We start from the raw sequence: 14,917 nt of genomic DNA on the forward strand, positions 1-14,917 counted from the left end.
GATGGTGATGACCACCCTCGAGTCCCTCCGCAGCGGCGCCGGGATCGCGGAGACCTCCACCGGGGACCGGCTCACCGCCGACCAGACCCGACGGCTGGCATGTCAGGCCGGCATCATCCCCGTCGTCCTGAGCGGGAAGGGCGAGATCCTCGACCTCGGCCGCAGCAAACGGTTGTTCACCGGCCCCCTACGCAAGGCCCTGGCCCTCCGCGACCGCCAGTGCACCGCTGACGGCTGCACCATCCCCGCTGCCTGGTGCGAAGCCCACCACCACAACCAACCCTGGAGTAGGGGCGGGAAGACGAACCTGTCCGACGGCAAGCTCCTCTGCCCCTTCCACCACCACCGCGCCCACGACCCCGCCTGGGCCACCCACCACCACCCCAACGGCAGCACGACGTTCCACCGGCGGACGTGAGGGCTAGAGAACGACGCGCTCCCCCAGCCCGTCGCGGTGGTCGGCGAGCATCGTGTGGCGGGCGCGGGTGGCCTCCACCAGGGAGGTGTCGAGGTCGGCGACGGCGACGCCCGGTTCGGCTCCGAGGCGGACGAGGGGACGGCCCTCGGGGTCGTAGATCGCCGAGCCGCCGCTGAACTCGCGCGCGCCACAGGGGCCGGTGAGGCCGGCGAACACGACGTACATGCCGTTCTCGACCGCGCGGGCGGGGTAGTAGAGGTCGCGGCGGTGGTCGGAGCCGGCGAAGTACGCCGAGGAGCTGAGATAGGCGACTGCGCCGTCCTCGGCCGCGGCCCGGGCGTGCTCGGGGAAGCAGCCGTCGTAGCAGATGGACAGGCCGAGCTCGAGGCCGCCGACGCGGATCGAGGCGCCGTGGTCGCCGGCGGTGAAGACCTGCTTCTCGTCGCCGTCGAGGTGCTGCTTGTCGTAGGGCACGTCGACGGCGCCGTCGGGCTGCACCACCAGCGACGAGAGCGTCTTCACGCCCTCGGCCTCCAGCGCGGCCCCCACGACGGCGACCACTCCCGCCGAGCGAACCGCCGAGACGAGCGGAGCGAGCGGCAGGTCCGCCAACGACGGCAGCGGGGCTGCGAAGACCTCGAGTGCGTAGCCGTTGAGGAACGCCTCCGGCAGCACCACGACCGAAGCACCTTCCGCGGCCGCGTCGGCGACCAGCGAGGCAGCGGTGGCGACGTTCGCCGGCAGGTCGCCCGCGACGGCGACCCCTTGGGCCGCGGCGACCCGCAGGATCACTGGACGACGACCTCGATCCGCTGGAACTCCTTGAGCTCGGTGTAGCCCGTCGTCGCCATCGACCGCCGCAGCGCTCCGACCAGGTTCATCGTCCCGTCGGCGACGCGCGAGGGACCGAAGAGGATCTCCTCCATCGTGCCGACCGTGCCGATCTCGACCCGCTCTCCGCGCGGCAGCGAGTGGTGGTGCGCCTCCGCGCCCCAGTGGAAGCCGTGGCCGGGCGCGTCGGTCGCGCGAGCGAACGGCGAGCCGACCATCACGGCGTCGGCGCCGCAGGCGATGGCCTTGGCGATGTCGCCGGACTTGCCGATCGAGCCGTCGGCGATCACATGCACGTACCTGCCCCCCGACTCGTCCATGTAGTCGCGTCGGGCCGCGGCCACATCTGCGACGGCGGAGGCCATCGGCACGGCGACGCCGAGCACGGTCCGCGTCGTGTGCGCCGCGCCGCCGCCGAACCCGACCAGCACACCGGCGGCGCCGGTGCGCATCAGGTGGAGGGCGGCCTGGTACGTCGCGCAGCCGCCGACGATCACCGGCACGTCGAGCTCGTAGATGAACTCCTTGAGGTTCAGCGGCTCCGCCTGCGAGGAGACGTGCTCAGCCGACACCGTGGTGCCCCGGATGACGAACATGTCGACGCCCGCGTCGACCACGGTCTTGGCGAACTGCTTGGTGCGCTGGGGCGACAGCGACCCGGCCACGGTGACACCGGACTCGCGGATCTGGTGGAGCCGGCGGGTGATCAGCTCGGGCTTGATCTCCTCGGCGTAGATCTCCTGCAGGCGATGGGTCGCCTGCACGCCCTGGAGACCGGCCACCTCGGCGAGCAGCGGCTCCGGCTCCTCGTACCTGGTCCAGAGACCTTCGAGATTCAGCACGCCGAGCCCGCCGTACTGGCCGAACGCGATCGCGGTGTCCGGCGACATCACCGAGTCCATCGGCGCCGCCAGGATCGGCAGCTCGAAGCGGTACGCGTCGATCTGCCAGGCGACGCTGACCTCTTCCGGGTCGCGCGTGCGCCGCGAGGGCACGATCGCGATGTCGTCGAAGGAGTAGGCCCGACGCGCCCGCTTGGCCTTGCCGATGTCGATCTCGGTCACGGCGGCAGCCTATCGACGCCGGCCGCCGGACCGATGATCGTCGGTCCCGCTCGAAGCACACCAACCGGTGGTCGCCCGACTCCCCCTAAGGTCGACCGCATGCCGCCCAGCAACGCGAAGCGACAGGAGCTCATCGTCTCCACGCTCATCGAGGCCTTCGAACCGCTGATGAAGCAGGACCCGGACGGGTTCCGCACGAAGTTCCGCAAGATGGCCGCCGACCCGTTCGCCTTCTACCGCGGGAGCGCGTGCCTCTTCTACGCCGACATGGCGCGCCGCAAGGAGCACCAGGCCGACGAGCGCACCAGCCGCGTGTGGATCCACGGCGACCTGCACGCGGAGAACTTCGGCACGTACATGAACTCCGAGGGCATCCTCGTCTTCGACGTCAACGACTTCGACGAGGCCTACCTCGGCCACTTCACCTGGGACCTGCGCCGCTTCCTCGCGAGCCTGGCGCTGCTCGGCTGGCAGAAGGCGCTGCCCGAGGAGGACGTGCGGCGGATGTCGCGCACGTACCTCGCGGCGTACGTCGACCAGGTACGGCACTACGTGGAGGTCGAGGAGGACGAGGCGTTCGCGCTGCGCCTCGACAACACCGACGGCGCGATCCAGCAGGTGCTCGTCGCCGCGCGGAGGTGCAGCCGGGTCGAGATGCTCGACGACGTCACCGAGGTGGTCGACCAGGAACGGCGCTTCGCCCGCGGCCCGGGCGTCCGCGAGCTCAGCAAGACCGAGCGCGGCAAGGTCGAGCGCGCGTTCAAGCGGTACCTGACCACGCTGTCGGACTCCAAACGCCAGCAGCAGGCGGTGTTCTACGACATCAAGGACATCGTCGGGCGGGCCGGGTTCGGCATCGGCTCGGCGGGCCTGCCGGCGTACAACGTCCTCATCGAGGGCTTCAACCAGGCCCTGGAGAACGACGTCGTGCTGTCCATGAAGCAGGGCAACGTGCCCGCGGTCAGCCGGTTCGTCGAGGTCGACAGGGCCGAGGAGTTCTTCGAGAACCAGGGCCACCGCACCGTGGTGAGCCAGCGCGAGCTCCAGGTGCACACCGACCCGTTCCTCGGCTGGACCACCGTCGACAAGGTCGGGTACGTCGTCGCCGAGGTGTCGCCGTACGAAGCGGACCTCGACTGGTCCGAGCTCACCGAGCCCGAGGACATCGAGCCGGTCGTCGAGTGGCTCGGCCGCGCGACCGCCAAGGTCCACTGCGTCAGCGACGAGGACAGTGAGGAGGACCTGGTGGACTTCCAGACCGAGGAGGCCATCATCGAGGCGATCGAGGAGGACCTCGACGGCTTCGTCGAGGAGCTGGTGCAGTTCGGGATCGACTACGCCGCCAAGACCCGCAGGGACCACGCGCTGTTCGTCGAGGCCTTCCGCGAGGGGAAGTTCGATCTGGTGAAGGCGGTCTCCTAGCCGCCGAGGAACGACAGCCGGACCTCGCGGTCGGGGTTGTCGACGTTCAGGTCGACCAGGCAGATGCTCTGCCAGGTGCCGAGGGCCAGCCGGCCGCCGAGGACGGGGACGCTGGCGTACGGCGGCACGAGGGCCGGCATGACGTGCGAGCGGCCGTGCCCGGGTGAGCCGTGCCGGTGTCGCCACCGGTCGTCGGCCGGGAGCAGGTCGGCCAGGGCGGCCAGGAGGTCGTCGTCGGAACCTGCGCCCGTCTCGAGGATCGCGATGCCGGCAGTCGCATGCGGCACGAAGACGTGCAGAAGTCCGTCGCCCCGGCCGTCCACGAAGGCCGCGCACTCGCGGGTGAGGTCGTGGACCTCCTCACGGTCCCCGGTGCGCACGCTGATCGTGCGGGAGTCCATCAGGCCATCTTGTCGGCGTGCGGCGCCACGATCGACTCGGCGGCCTCCTCGGCGTCGGTCGCGGTCGGCCGTCGGTGGCTGAGCGGGTCGAACACCACCAGAGCCACGAGCACCACCGCGACGCCGAGGAACGAGCCGGCGACGACGTCGGACGGGAAGTGCCGGCCGAGGAACACACGGTCCAGGCACACCACCAGCCACATGACGACCGCGAGGCAGGTGAGCGTCGTGCGCAGCACGCCGTGCCGCACCATTCCCCACACCAGCAGGATGATGACGCCGGCCAGGGCCGCGGACGACGACGCGTGGCCGGAGGGGAAGGACTTGCTCGTCAGCGAGTCCACGGAGTCCTGCCACTGGGGGCGCGACCGGCCGAGCATCAGCTTGACGGCGGTCGTCAGCAGCGAGGTGGACACCATGACGACGACCACGAACGCCGCGGCGCGCCACCGTCGTCGGGCGAGCATCACGAGCACGATCAGGGTGGTCCAGATCGCCATGCCCAGCGTCGCGAAGGCGACCTCGATCACGCGGAGCACCGCCAGCACAGCGGCGTGCCCGTGGGCCCACTGTTCCGCGCGCAGGCCCAGGTGGTCGAAGGAGTCGAGGGGCGAGCGGTCCTGCGTCACGATGGCGCCGAACGCCAGGACGACCAGGGCGCAGCCCGCCGCGCAGGCCAGCCAGACCCTGGTGCGGGACCGGGCGATCCACGGGGCGGTGTCGGAGGGCGACATGCCCTCCACCCTGACCGGGTGGGTGAGGCGCCGACCACCCCCTCAGGGGCGGTCTTGCGACCTCAGCGACCGGAGTAGTTGGGCGCCTCGACCGTCATCTGCACGTCGTGCGGGTGGGACTCGGCCAGCGACGCCTGGGTGATGCGCACGAACTTCCCCTTCTCCTGGAGCTCGGGGATGGTGCGCGCACCGACGTAGAACATCGACTGGTTGAGCCCGCCGATGAGCTGGTGGGCGACCGCGGAGAGCGGACCGCGGTAGGCGACCTGGCCCTCGATGCCCTCGGGGACGATCTTGTCGTCGCTGGTGACCTCGGCCTGGAAGTAGCGGTCCTTGGAGTAGGACTTCTTGCCGCGGCTCGACATCGCGCCGAGCGACCCCATCCCGCGGAACGCCTTGAACTGCTTGCCGTTGACGAAGATCAGCTCGCCGGGAGCCTCCTCGCAACCGGCCAGCAAGGACCCCACCATCACCGAGTCGGCCCCGGCGACGACGGCCTTGGCGATGTCGCCGGAGTACTTGAGGCCGCCGTCGGCGATGACCGGCACACCGGCCGGCCGGCACGCCAGCGAGGCCTCGTGGACCGCGGAGATCTGGGGCACGCCGACGCCGGTGACGACGCGCGTGGTGCAGATGGCGCCGGGCCCGACGCCGACCTTGACGGCGTCGGCGCCCGCGTCCACGAACGCCTGCGCACCGTCGCGAGTGGCGACGTTGCCGCCGATCACCTGCACGTGCCTGGTCGCCGGGTCGGACTTCAGCCGCTGGACCATGTCGAGCAGCATCCGGACGTGGCCGTGGGCGGTGTCGGCCACGAGCACGTCGACGCCCGCCTCGATCAAGGTGGTGGCGCGCTGCCAGGCGTCGCCGAAGTAGCCGATGGCCGCGCCGACGAGCAGGCGTCCGTGGGCGTCGTACGACGCATCGGGGAACTGCTCGCCCTTCACGAAGTCCTTCACGGTGATGAGCCCGCCGAGGTGGCCCTGCTCGTCGACCAGCGGCAGCCGCTCGCGCTTGTGCTGGCGCAGCAGCCGGGTGGCCTCGTCGCGACCGATGCCGACCTGGCCGGTGATGAGCGGCATCGACGTCATCACCTCGTCGACCTTGGTGGTCGCCCACTCCGCGACCGGGGTGAAGCGCAGGTCGCGGTTGGTGATGATGCCGAGGAGCCGGTTCTGGGTGTCGACGACCGGGAGGCCGGACACGCGGTACTCGCCGCAGATGCGGTCCAGGTCCTCGAGCGTCTGGTCGGGGCCGATGGTCACCGGGTTGGAGATGATGCCGGTCTGGGTCCGCTTGACGAGGTCCACCTGGTAGGCCTGGTCCTCGACCGAGAGGTTGCGGTGCAGCACGCCGATCCCGCCCTCGCGGGCCATCGCGATGGCCATCCGGCTCTCGGTGACGGTGTCCATCGCGGCGCTGACCACCGGCGACTTGATGGTGATCTCCCGGGTCAGCCGGGTGCTGGTGTCGATGTCGCTCGGCGCGAGGTCGGAGAAGCCCGGGAGCAGCAGGACGTCGTCGTAGGTGAGGCCGAGGCTGGCGAACTTCTCGGGTACATCGGGTGACTCTGCTGGGGTCATGTGGCGGTGGCAGACCTTTCGCGCGGCGGTGACGCCCAGTCTACGGGCCGTTCGGCCACGTCCCGCGTCGGCGGTACGGTCCCGCACATGGGCTTCTGGGCCACGGCCATGGACGGCATCGTCGGCAGCACGCTCGGAGGCGCCGTCACCGCCGGAGCGGTCTACGCCACGATCAGGTTCGAGCGGCGGTCACGCGCGGAGGCGATCGAGTCCGAGCGCCGGGCCCGCGTCGAGGCCCTGGAGTTCGAGCGCCGGGCACGCGTCAAGACCGCCACCACCCTGGCGGTCACCGACCTGCACCGGGACGCCTGGGACCTCCTGACCGCCATCGACGCCGACCCGGGCAACTACAGCCCGAACCAGGCGGTCGGCACCACCTACAGCGTGGTGCTGGCGCACGCCATCGACGCGTGGCCCCACTTCGCGAACCGCATCCGCTCGAACATCGCGGCCATGTACACGCTCAACGGCGTCGTCGCGCGCTCGACCAGCAGCACCGAACGGACCGACGCGCTCCAGCGGATGCGTCGGGTGGTCGCCGACATCGCCGAGCTGTGTCGCGCCTGGCTGGAACAGCCCGACGAGTTCGAGGCGCGGTTGGAGGCCGAGCCGGGCCTCCTCCAGGCGTCCGCGGACGACACCTGACGCCCTTCAGCGGTGGAGCGCCGCCAGCGGGATGCGGACCGTCAGCCGGTCGCCGGACATCTTGATCCGCCCGCGCAGGCCCGCCGCGAGCACCATCGGCAGCACGGCCTGGTTGTCGGCGCGCGTCGTGAGCACCAGCTCGCCGGCGCCGTGGGCGGCGGCCAGTCGCACCGTCTCCGCGAGCAGCCGGCTGCCGATCCCGCGCCGCCGCCACGCCGGGTCGACCGTGAGGGTGAGCACCCAGACGTCCGGCTCGTCGAGTGCGGGCCGGATCGCGGCGCCGCCCACGCTCGCGCCGTCCACCACGGCGTCGACCCGCTCCCCCTCGGCGACCAGCTCGGGCTCGGAGCCGGAGACGGCGGGGACCGGGGGCGGTACGTGCTGGCGGGCGATCACGTCGTCGACCAGGCCGGCCAGCGCGGCGGCCCGGGCGTGCTCGGTGGCCGTGAACGGCGCCGTACGCCGCACCTGCACCAGCACCGACGCCACGGTCACGTCCAGCACGTCCTGGGTCGACTCCCCGGTGGCCGGCTCGGCCTCGGCGTCGAACAGTCGCGCGAGCACGTCCGGGAAGCCGGCCGGCGCGGACAGCACGGCGCGGGCCGCCTGCACGTACCGCGTCGGCTGGTCGGCCAGCGCCGCCTCGGTGCACGGCGCGCAGCTGACCGCCGTACCTCCCGAGCGTGCGACCAGCGCCGCGACGTCGTCGCTCGACCAGCCCGCGGGCGTGTCCAGCACGAGCTCGTCGGTCACCAGGTCGACGCCCGGGAAGATCTGGAAGCCGAGGATGTTCACCTCGCTCGTCCCGCACTCCGTCGCCAGCGCGGCCAAGGCGCCCGGCCGGTCCGGCAACGTCGCCCGTACTCGCCACAGCATGTCCCGATGCTCGCCCGGCGCCGTTTCCGGTCCAGGGCACGCGTGTTTCGTGCAGGAAAACTCCTTCCGAGCCGTCCGTGCTCACCTAACCTCGGCCCATGCGCCGCGTCGTCCGTGGCCTCGCGCTGCTCCTGGCCATCTCCCCCCTCGCCGTCCTCGTGCCGGGGCAGTCGGCCGTGCCGGCGGCGACCCCTGCCGACTACGACACCTTCGGCCTGGCGACCGTGAATGCGGTCGCCGGCGGGGTCGAGCAGCCGCTGACGACGGCCGGGAGCTGGTCCACGGGCAGCGTCGACACCACGGGCTTCACCGAGCAGCTCGGAGAGACGCCGGCCACCTGCCCCCCGAACACCACCCGCACGGCCTGGATCCGGGTCAACCCCGGCGTCGACGGGATGCTGCGCGTCGTGGCGAGCGCCTCGTACTCCGGCGTCGTGGCGCTGGTGCGCGCGAACCAGGCCCCGTACGGCGCCGCGACGCTCGCCGACGTCACCGGGACCGAGGCGTGCACGACGGCCATGAGCATCGGTGACTGCGGACCCTCGGCCCCGTGCCAGCACGTCAGCGCGTCCTCCGACTACTACGTCCTGATCGCGACGACGACAGGAAGCGGCGGCCCGACGCAGGTCAGCGTCCAGTTCGTCCCCGACGACGCCGACAAGGACGGGGTGCCCGACACCCTCGACATGTGCCCGTCGGTCGCGGGGCAGGCGAGCGCCGCCGGGTGCCCGGACACCGACCAGGACGGCGTCGCGAACGCCGTGGACGACTGCCCGCAGGTACCCGGCGTCACGGCACCCGCGCCGTACGACGGCTGCCCGCCCGGCCCCACCCCGCCGACGGCGGAGAGCTACGTCCGGGTGTCCTCCCTGACCGGCAACGCCGACACGACCAACGACCTCGCCGTCCGGCTGGCCCTCAGCTGGCCGGCCGGCGCCCAGCGGGCGTGGATCGCCACCGACGGCGGCGTCGCCGTCTCTCTCCCGGTGGCCGCGGCGGTCGACTGGCAGCTGCCGCCCGTGCCGGCCCACCAGCCGCAGGCCGTGCGCACCGTGACGGTGACGTACCGAGGTCCGGGCATCGCCGACACGACCCGCACCGACTCGATCGTGCTCGACACCCAGGCGCCGCGCGTCCCGCTCCAGCGGCTCTACGACAACGGCAAGGGCTGGTTCGTGGTCGTCAACGCCGGCGACCTCGGGACCGGCCCCGCACGGATCCTGCTCCTCTCACGCCGCGCCACCTCGATGAAGGAGAAGGTCGTCTGCCAGGCGATCCCCTGCGCCTCCTCCACGGCGCAGGTCTTCTTCACCAGGCTGCGGCCGGGCAACGTTCGCGTCACCGACGCCGCCGGCAACGCCAAGGCGGTCCGGTTGGTCCGTCGCGCCACCTCGTGCTCGCCCGGCGCCGGCGAGTACCCCGTCTTCGAGGGCCTGAAGGGCGGGTACGACTGCTACTCGGCCGGCGACAGGTGCACGCCGGACGACGGCCACTACTGGAACAAGTCCGGGTACGTGCGGTGCCGCAAGCTGGCCGGCCGCTTCCGGGTCGTGGAGCGCTAGACGTCTGAAACTCACCCGCACGGCCGTACCCATCCGGCCGTGAGGTACCTACGATGCGCCCATGCGTCGCTACTACGGGGGGCTGGCGATGCTCCTGGCCCTGGTTCCTGCCATCACGATCGCCGGTCCGGCGACCTCAATTGCGTCCGATCCTGTCTCGGGAGACTCCGTCCCACCGGCTGACAACGCGCTCTACGACACGTTCGACGCGGTCACCGTGAACCCCGTCGTCGGAGGCGTCGAGCAACAGGTGACCGGCTTCCTCGACGTCACCGCGACGATCGACACCTCCACCTTCTCCGTGCAGAGCCTCGAGTCGGACGAGCACGCGCCACCGGCGACGTTGAACCGCAACGGTTGTTCACAGTCGCCACCGTCCTACGCCGGCCGCACGGCGTGGATCCGCTTCAACCCGGGAGGCAAGGGCGTGCTCAAGGTCCGCGCCGTCACGTCGTACGACGCGGTGCTGATGGTGCGTGAGGGGACGGACCGGCCGTTCGGGCAGACCTCCTTGACCAACCTGGACGGGCACAGCAGCGACTGCAGCAACCAGAACGCGAACCCGACGGGCGGCGCGGAGCAGGTGTCCACGGACCCGAGCACCTGCGTCACCGCGGGCTGCTTCGTGGTGTCGCCGGACTTCAACTACTTCATCCAGGTCGGTGGCCGGTGCCCCGAGGTCTCGCCGGGCGTGACCTCCCCGTCGACGTGCGACCCACCCACCGGGGTCCCGGGCGGCAGCACGCAGGTCCAGATCACGTTCGTCCCGGACGACTCCGACGGCGACGGCATCGGCGACTCGGTGGACGCCTGCCCGTCCGTGCCGGGGCCGGCGTCGGCGGCCGGCTGCCCCGACGCCGACGGCGACGGGATCAAGGACGCCGACGACAGCTGCCCGGCGCTGGCCGGAGTGCCGGCCGCCGCGCCGTACAACGGCTGCCCGGCGGGCCCCACGCCCCCGGACCCGGGGAACCCGCCGTACGTCACGATCGTCGGCCCGGCCGGCAACCTGGACACCTCGAACACCACCTCGGTGGGACTCACGCTGAACTGGCCGCAGGGCGCGCAGACGATGCGGATCTCCAACGGGGACGGGGTCTTCACGGCGCCGATCCGGATCACCTCGGCGACCTACCCGTGGACCTTGCGACCCCTGACGTCCAGCCAGTCGAGTGCCTCGCGCGACGTGAAGGTCGTGTTCCAAGGACCCGGCATCCCCGACAACGCGCAGGACGACAGCATCACCCTCGACACCGTGCGGCCGGCCGGCGTCGGCGGCGAGTTCTCGGCCATGGCCAGGAAGGGCTGGCACTTCTTCGTGACGGGCAAGGACAGCGGCACCGGCGTGCGGAGGATCCAGATGCTCGACCGCAGCCGCCACGTCATCGACACCAAGACCTTCTGCACGACGCACTGCTCGAGCACCGAGCGGGTCGGCCTGTTCTCCAGGTCCAAGAAGCCCGTCTTCGCCCGCGTCGTCGACCTGGCCGGCAACCAGAAGGTCATCCGGCTGCAGCGCAGCCTGGCGTCGTGCGCGTTCCCGCCGTACAAGGTCTACCGCTACAACAGCACCAAGAGCCGGTGCTTCGCGCTCGGCGACACGTGCAACCCGACGCCCGGGGTGTGGGACTGGAGGCACGCCGACATCGCGCTCGCCTGTCGCAAGGTCGGGGACGGCCACCAGGTCGAGCTCCGGTAGCGACGGGTGACCATCGACGCCGGAACCCTCCTCCCCTGGGCGGCGGTCGCCACCGCTGCCGCCTTCGCCGCACGCATCTGGGCGGGTCGGCGGCACCGCCCGTACGCCGCGCGCGCGGCGACGCTCGTGCTGGGCGCAGCCCTGATGTCACTGGCCCTGCTCGCGGGCGCGCTGCTCATCCGCACCGACGCCCCCAACCCCGAGGACCCTCGCGCGATCGGCGTGCTCGTGTGGCGACCGGGCCAGGAGCCGGGCCGCTCGAGCTCGGCCAACCTGGCGGTCAGCGCCGCGGTGGAGATGTCCAGCTGTGACGAGCGGCCCGAGATCCGGCTGACGATCACCCCGACCGTCGAGTTCTGGTCCGCACGCGCCCGCGCACTCGCGGGCGGGGCTGTCGTGGGCATCGCCGTGCCCGACGCCACGATCTCGGACCTGAGCGCCAGCGTGACGACCGACCCGCTCGGCGGGCTCACCCGCCCCGGCGTCACGGTGACCGACTCCGTTCCCGTCCCCCTCACCTCGGTGGAGCATCGCAGTGCCGGCGACGTCACGGTCGCGACCGTCACGCTCGACCGGTGGGGCGACACGAACTACCCGGTCAGCTTCCGGTTCCGTGCCGACTGGATCGTGGACACCACTCCGCTGGGTCGCTGCTACGTCGAGCTGCCGTCGCTCGTGGGCGTTCCCACCGTCCTGAGCGCGGCCGAGGTCGCGGGCCGCGCACGGGACGTCGGCGACGAGCTGCCCGGCCTCCAGAACGACGTGGACATCTCCTCGCACGGCCGGCACGCGGGCTACGAGCCCCGCTACCAGCTGACGCGCGGAGTGACGTCCGTCCAGCTGCACGGCATGTCCCTCGACGACGGGAGCTCGCTCCCCGGCCCGGACGCGAACCTGGAGGGCCGCCAGGCCTGGACCTGCACGTCCAAGGTCCTGGACTCGGTCGGCTTCATCGACGCCCTGCGACCAGGCGACGCGCCTCCCGACCTGGCGATCGCGCGGGACGCCAACACGGGCGTCTACTCGCTCTCGACCGGACGCATCGGCGAGGTGCTGGGCGAGCCGTCGTGCAACACGCTCGCCGCCGTCGAGGAGTCGAGCCTGGGCACTCGTCGGGACTTCGCCTTGATCGGCATCGGCGCCCTGTTCTCGCTGGGCATCGAGCGCCTGGTCGCGGCGTTCCACAGCGTGCCGCACCCGCCCAAGCCGACCAACACCCTCACCAGCTCGCCGCACGTCCGGTTGCGCCGGCCGCGCCGGAGGCCCTGAGCGGCCTCAGGCCATCGCGACGATCGCGGTGACGCCGAGCGCGATGCCGGTCAGGTAGGTGCCCATCGCGCCGATGTCGCGGACCGGCCCGTGCGTGGCCATCGTCCTCGAGGTCAGCAGGCCGACGGCGTGCAGCGTCCGGGAGACGACGGCGGCGATCGCGAGCGCCTGGACCCACCAGCCGTCGCTGAGCATCGCGCACACCAGGATCAGCACGATCAGCGTCGGCACGTACTCGGCCGCGTTGCCGTGGGCGCGCTGCGCGATGAACATCCGGTCGGCGGGGTCGGTCGGCATCTGGTTGCCGGTGTTGCCGCGGATCGTGCGGTGCCGCGTGACGTTGGCACCCAGCAGGAAGAGCAGGATGCCGAGCAGCGCGATGCACACGACGACGGTCAGGGTGATGCGATCAGTGCTCATGCGGAGTGCCTTTCGGTGACGGGTGGGGCGAGGAGACGGCGTACGACCGCGTCGCTCAGGTCGGTGCCCAGCAGGGCGTCGGTCTTGTGCGTGCCGCCCGGACAGGTGACGTTGACCTCGATCAGCCGGCCGGCGATCACGTCGAGGCCGGCGAGCGCGATGCCGTGCTCGACCAGCAGCGGGCCGACCGCGGCCACGATCCGGCGGTCGTGGGCGTCCAGGTTCGCGGCGGCGACCGGCGCGCCGATCCGGAAGTCGTCCGCCGACGGCCGACGCAGCACGGCTCCCGCGACCTCGCCGTCGAGCAGGAAGAGCCGCTTGTTGCCGTCCCGGACGTCGGCGAGGTAGGCCTGCGCGACCACGTGCCGCGTGCCGGCGTGCGTGGCCGACTCGGCCAGCGACAGCGCGGCGTCGTCGTCGCGCAGCAGCCACACGTCCCGGCCGGCGAACCCGTCGACCGGCTTGACCACGGCCGCGCCCGTGCGGGCCACCAGGTCGCGGACGGCCGCCGGGTCGGTGGTGACCACGGTCTCCGGACACAGCTCCGGGAACATCAGCGCCACGAGCTTCTCGTGCAGGGCGCGGATCCCGGACGGCCGGTTGGCGACCCGCCCGCCGAGCGTCTCGACGAGGTCGAGCAGGTACGTCGTGTGCAGGTAGCGCGCGTCGACCGGCGGGTCGATGCGGAGCAAGGTGAGCTCGGTCTCGCCGGCCACGTCGAGGGTGCGCCGCGCGTCGACGCGGTACCAAGGGTCTGCGACGACCCAGCGGTGGTCCCCGCCCCGGCGGCGAGGCGCCAGCCGCAGGCGTTGCGCGCGCGCCGTCACCCGGCCCTCGGCGACGGCGAGGTCCTCGGGCCCGCAGGCCCACACCTCGGCACCGCTCGCCTGCACCTGCACCGAGGCCATCAGCCCGACGCTGGCGTCGATGTCCGCCTGCAGACCCTCCAGCGGGTCCACGACGAACAGCACGGCGCTCACGCCGCACTCCTCGCCGGGGCCCGGCCGGTCAGCGCCACCAGCTCGTGGCCACGGTCCGCGACGTCGCCGGTGCCGTGCGCCGCGTCGTACCAGTGCCGCTCGAGGTGCCGTTCCTCGCCGGCCAGCCGGTGCAGGGCCTCGGCGCGCAGCTCGTCGTCGTGGGTCAGCGCGGCGAGGACCGAGACGAGGGCGCCGATCCGGTCGTCCTGCTGGACGTCGGGGAAGCGGACCTCGAGGTAGCGGCGGCGCGGGCGCACCGGCGGGAACAGCGTGGTCAGGTGCTCGGCCGGCGTCGAGACGATGGGCACCGCACCCGTCGCGAAGGACGCGTACGTCGTCACCGGGTGGTCGCCGCGCAGCAGCCGGCCGTCGAACGCCGTGCGGGTCGGGTCGACCGTGAGCCAGGTCGCCAGCCGCGACCTCGGGCCGGTGGCGCGGGCGAAGGCCGCCGCGAGGAAGGGGGCCGCGAGGTTCAGCAGCCGCCACTGGTCGAGGCCGGCCCGGCCGGGCCACCAGTCCAGGCAGACCTGCGTGGACGCGGTACGTCGCATCATCACCCTCCCCGCCGGGCCGACCTCGTCGAAGCGACGCTGCATCGCGACGTACCGCGGCGACGTGAGCCGCAACGGGACCGCCGGCCGCGGGTCGACCGGGGACGCGGTCAGGTCGATGCCGGCCGCCCCGCACGCCGCACGGACCGCGGCGAGGTCCCGGGCGACCGACCGCGCGAGACTCGCGGGGCTCGTCGCGCTGGGCAGGCTGAGCTCGAGCTGGCCGCCGGGCTCGAAGCCGACGTACGGCGCGCAGGCCAGACCCTCGACCGCCGCACGAACCCGCTCGGGCTCCACCGGATCGCCCGTGACAGCGTCGGCGACCAGGAGCTCGTGCTCCACGGCCACACGCGTCGACCGCGGACCGCGCGCCGCGGGGAACAACCCGGCCACCAGGTGGCGGCAGTCGTTCGCGTCCATGTCGGCTCCTGATACTGTAAGGACTCCTGTCAATATATTGGA

General features: G+C 72.1%; 15 protein-coding genes. 6 read left to right on the forward strand and 9 right to left on the reverse strand.

The window, feature by feature from the left end; genetic code table 11:
- Positions 1–418 (forward strand): HNH endonuclease signature motif containing protein (locus ISU07_RS18885; protein ID WP_194708395.1); only part of this gene is annotated, 418 nt, incomplete at its 5' end.
- Between the two features lie 3 nt (positions 419–421).
- Here ISU07_RS18885 and ISU07_RS18890 read toward each other — a convergent pair.
- Together ISU07_RS18890 and ISU07_RS18895 are read right to left on the reverse strand one after the other, a co-directional pair.
- Positions 422–1,210, reverse strand: coding sequence for a carbon-nitrogen hydrolase family protein (locus ISU07_RS18890; RefSeq protein ID WP_194708396.1), 789 nt, complete (start codon positions 1,208–1,210; stop codon positions 422–424).
- A complete protein-coding gene (locus ISU07_RS18895) occupies positions 1,207–2,313 on the reverse strand; it encodes a GuaB3 family IMP dehydrogenase-related protein (protein WP_194708397.1) in 1,107 nt (368 codons plus the stop codon). The genes ISU07_RS18890 and ISU07_RS18895 overlap by 4 nt, the downstream gene beginning before the upstream one ends.
- 99 nt (positions 2,314–2,412) lie before the next feature.
- On the opposite strand from ISU07_RS18895, the gene ISU07_RS18900 reads away from it, so the two are divergent.
- Positions 2,413–3,735 (forward strand): DUF2252 domain-containing protein, encoded by a 1,323-nt coding sequence (locus ISU07_RS18900; protein WP_194708398.1) that lies wholly within the window; start codon positions 2,413–2,415, stop codon positions 3,733–3,735.
- On the opposite strand, the gene ISU07_RS18905 is transcribed toward ISU07_RS18900, so the two are convergent.
- The 3 genes from ISU07_RS18905 to guaB form a co-directional block, all read right to left on the reverse strand.
- Positions 3,732–4,136 (reverse strand): secondary thiamine-phosphate synthase enzyme YjbQ, encoded by a 405-nt coding sequence (locus tag ISU07_RS18905; RefSeq protein WP_194708399.1) that lies wholly within the window; start codon positions 4,134–4,136, stop codon positions 3,732–3,734. The genes ISU07_RS18900 and ISU07_RS18905 overlap by 4 nt on opposite strands.
- The gene (locus tag ISU07_RS18910; protein WP_194708400.1) at positions 4,136–4,870 is read right to left on the reverse strand and encodes a phosphatase PAP2 family protein; all 735 of its coding nucleotides are present in this window, start codon (positions 4,868–4,870) and stop codon (positions 4,136–4,138) included. Before ISU07_RS18910 ends, ISU07_RS18905 begins: the two co-directional genes overlap by 1 nt.
- A 62-nt stretch (positions 4,871–4,932) precedes the next feature.
- Positions 4,933–6,453, reverse strand: a complete 1,521-nt coding sequence (gene guaB, locus ISU07_RS18915) for an IMP dehydrogenase (protein WP_194708401.1) — start codon at positions 6,451–6,453, stop codon at positions 4,933–4,935.
- A gap of 87 nt (positions 6,454–6,540) precedes the next feature.
- On the opposite strand from guaB, the gene ISU07_RS18920 reads away from it, so the two are divergent.
- Positions 6,541–7,098 (forward strand): hypothetical protein, encoded by a 558-nt coding sequence (locus ISU07_RS18920; RefSeq protein ID WP_194708402.1) that lies wholly within the window; start codon positions 6,541–6,543, stop codon positions 7,096–7,098.
- A 6-nt stretch (positions 7,099–7,104) separates the two neighbouring features.
- Here ISU07_RS18920 and ISU07_RS18925 read toward each other — a convergent pair whose 3' ends face one another.
- Positions 7,105–7,974, reverse strand: coding sequence for a GNAT family N-acetyltransferase (locus tag ISU07_RS18925; RefSeq protein WP_194708403.1), 870 nt, complete (start codon positions 7,972–7,974; stop codon positions 7,105–7,107).
- Between the two features lie 98 nt (positions 7,975–8,072).
- Between ISU07_RS18925 and ISU07_RS18930 the strand changes: the two genes are divergently transcribed.
- The 3 genes from ISU07_RS18930 to ISU07_RS18940 all read left to right on the forward strand — a co-directional run bounded on the left by ISU07_RS18930 (position 8,073) and on the right by ISU07_RS18940 (position 12,504).
- Positions 8,073–9,536, forward strand: a complete 1,464-nt coding sequence (locus ISU07_RS18930; protein WP_194708404.1) for a thrombospondin type 3 repeat-containing protein — start codon at positions 8,073–8,075, stop codon at positions 9,534–9,536.
- A 61-nt stretch (positions 9,537–9,597) separates the two neighbouring features.
- A complete protein-coding gene (locus tag ISU07_RS18935) occupies positions 9,598–11,235 on the forward strand; it encodes a hypothetical protein (RefSeq protein WP_194708405.1) in 1,638 nt (545 codons plus the stop codon).
- A gap of 6 nt (positions 11,236–11,241) precedes the next feature.
- Positions 11,242–12,504: a hypothetical protein gene (locus tag ISU07_RS18940; protein ID WP_194708406.1), complete on the forward strand. Its 1,263-nt coding sequence runs from the start codon at positions 11,242–11,244 to the stop codon at positions 12,502–12,504.
- Positions 12,505–12,510: 6 nt separating this feature from the next.
- Here ISU07_RS18940 and ISU07_RS18945 read toward each other — a convergent pair whose 3' ends face one another.
- The 3 genes from ISU07_RS18945 to ISU07_RS18955 are packed head-to-tail and all read right to left on the reverse strand — an operon-like array spanning position 12,511 to position 14,875.
- Entirely contained in the window at positions 12,511–12,924 is a 414-nt protein-coding gene (locus ISU07_RS18945) for an MAPEG family protein (RefSeq protein ID WP_228522213.1), read from the reverse strand.
- Positions 12,921–13,904, reverse strand: a complete 984-nt coding sequence (locus ISU07_RS18950; RefSeq protein WP_194708407.1) for an ATP-grasp domain-containing protein — start codon at positions 13,902–13,904, stop codon at positions 12,921–12,923. Before ISU07_RS18950 ends, ISU07_RS18945 begins: the two co-directional genes overlap by 4 nt.
- On the reverse strand, positions 13,901–14,875 hold the full coding sequence (locus ISU07_RS18955) for a glutamate-cysteine ligase family protein (protein ID WP_194708408.1): 975 nt from the start codon (positions 14,873–14,875) through the stop codon (positions 13,901–13,903). The genes ISU07_RS18950 and ISU07_RS18955 overlap by 4 nt, the downstream gene beginning before the upstream one ends.
- Positions 14,876–14,917 lie beyond the last annotated feature (42 nt).

It is taken from the genome of Nocardioides islandensis (assembly GCF_015352455.1).
Classification (GTDB): Bacteria; Actinomycetota; Actinomycetes; order Propionibacteriales; family Nocardioidaceae; genus Nocardioides; species Nocardioides islandensis.

Excerpts from the sequence above, each read along its gene's own strand:
- ISU07_RS18900 (WP_194708398.1), top strand. The coding sequence starts at position 2,413 with ATGCCGCCCAGCAACGCGAAGCGACAGGAGCTCATCGTCTCCACGCTC.
- ISU07_RS18905 (WP_194708399.1), bottom strand. The coding sequence starts at position 4,136 with ATGGACTCCCGCACGATCAGCGTGCGCACCGGGGACCGTGAGGAGGTC.
- ISU07_RS18910 (WP_194708400.1), bottom strand. The coding sequence starts at position 4,870 with ATGTCGCCCTCCGACACCGCCCCGTGGATCGCCCGGTCCCGCACCAGG.
- guaB (WP_194708401.1), bottom strand. The coding sequence starts at position 6,453 with ATGACCCCAGCAGAGTCACCCGATGTACCCGAGAAGTTCGCCAGCCTC.
- ISU07_RS18920 (WP_194708402.1), top strand. The coding sequence starts at position 6,541 with ATGGGCTTCTGGGCCACGGCCATGGACGGCATCGTCGGCAGCACGCTC.
- ISU07_RS18925 (WP_194708403.1), bottom strand. The coding sequence starts at position 7,974 with ATGCTGTGGCGAGTACGGGCGACGTTGCCGGACCGGCCGGGCGCCTTG.
- ISU07_RS18930 (WP_194708404.1), top strand. The coding sequence starts at position 8,073 with ATGCGCCGCGTCGTCCGTGGCCTCGCGCTGCTCCTGGCCATCTCCCCC.
- ISU07_RS18935 (WP_194708405.1), top strand. The coding sequence starts at position 9,598 with ATGCGTCGCTACTACGGGGGGCTGGCGATGCTCCTGGCCCTGGTTCCT.
- ISU07_RS18945 (WP_228522213.1), bottom strand. The coding sequence starts at position 12,924 with ATGAGCACTGATCGCATCACCCTGACCGTCGTCGTGTGCATCGCGCTG.
- ISU07_RS18955 (WP_194708408.1), bottom strand. The coding sequence starts at position 14,875 with ATGGACGCGAACGACTGCCGCCACCTGGTGGCCGGGTTGTTCCCCGCG.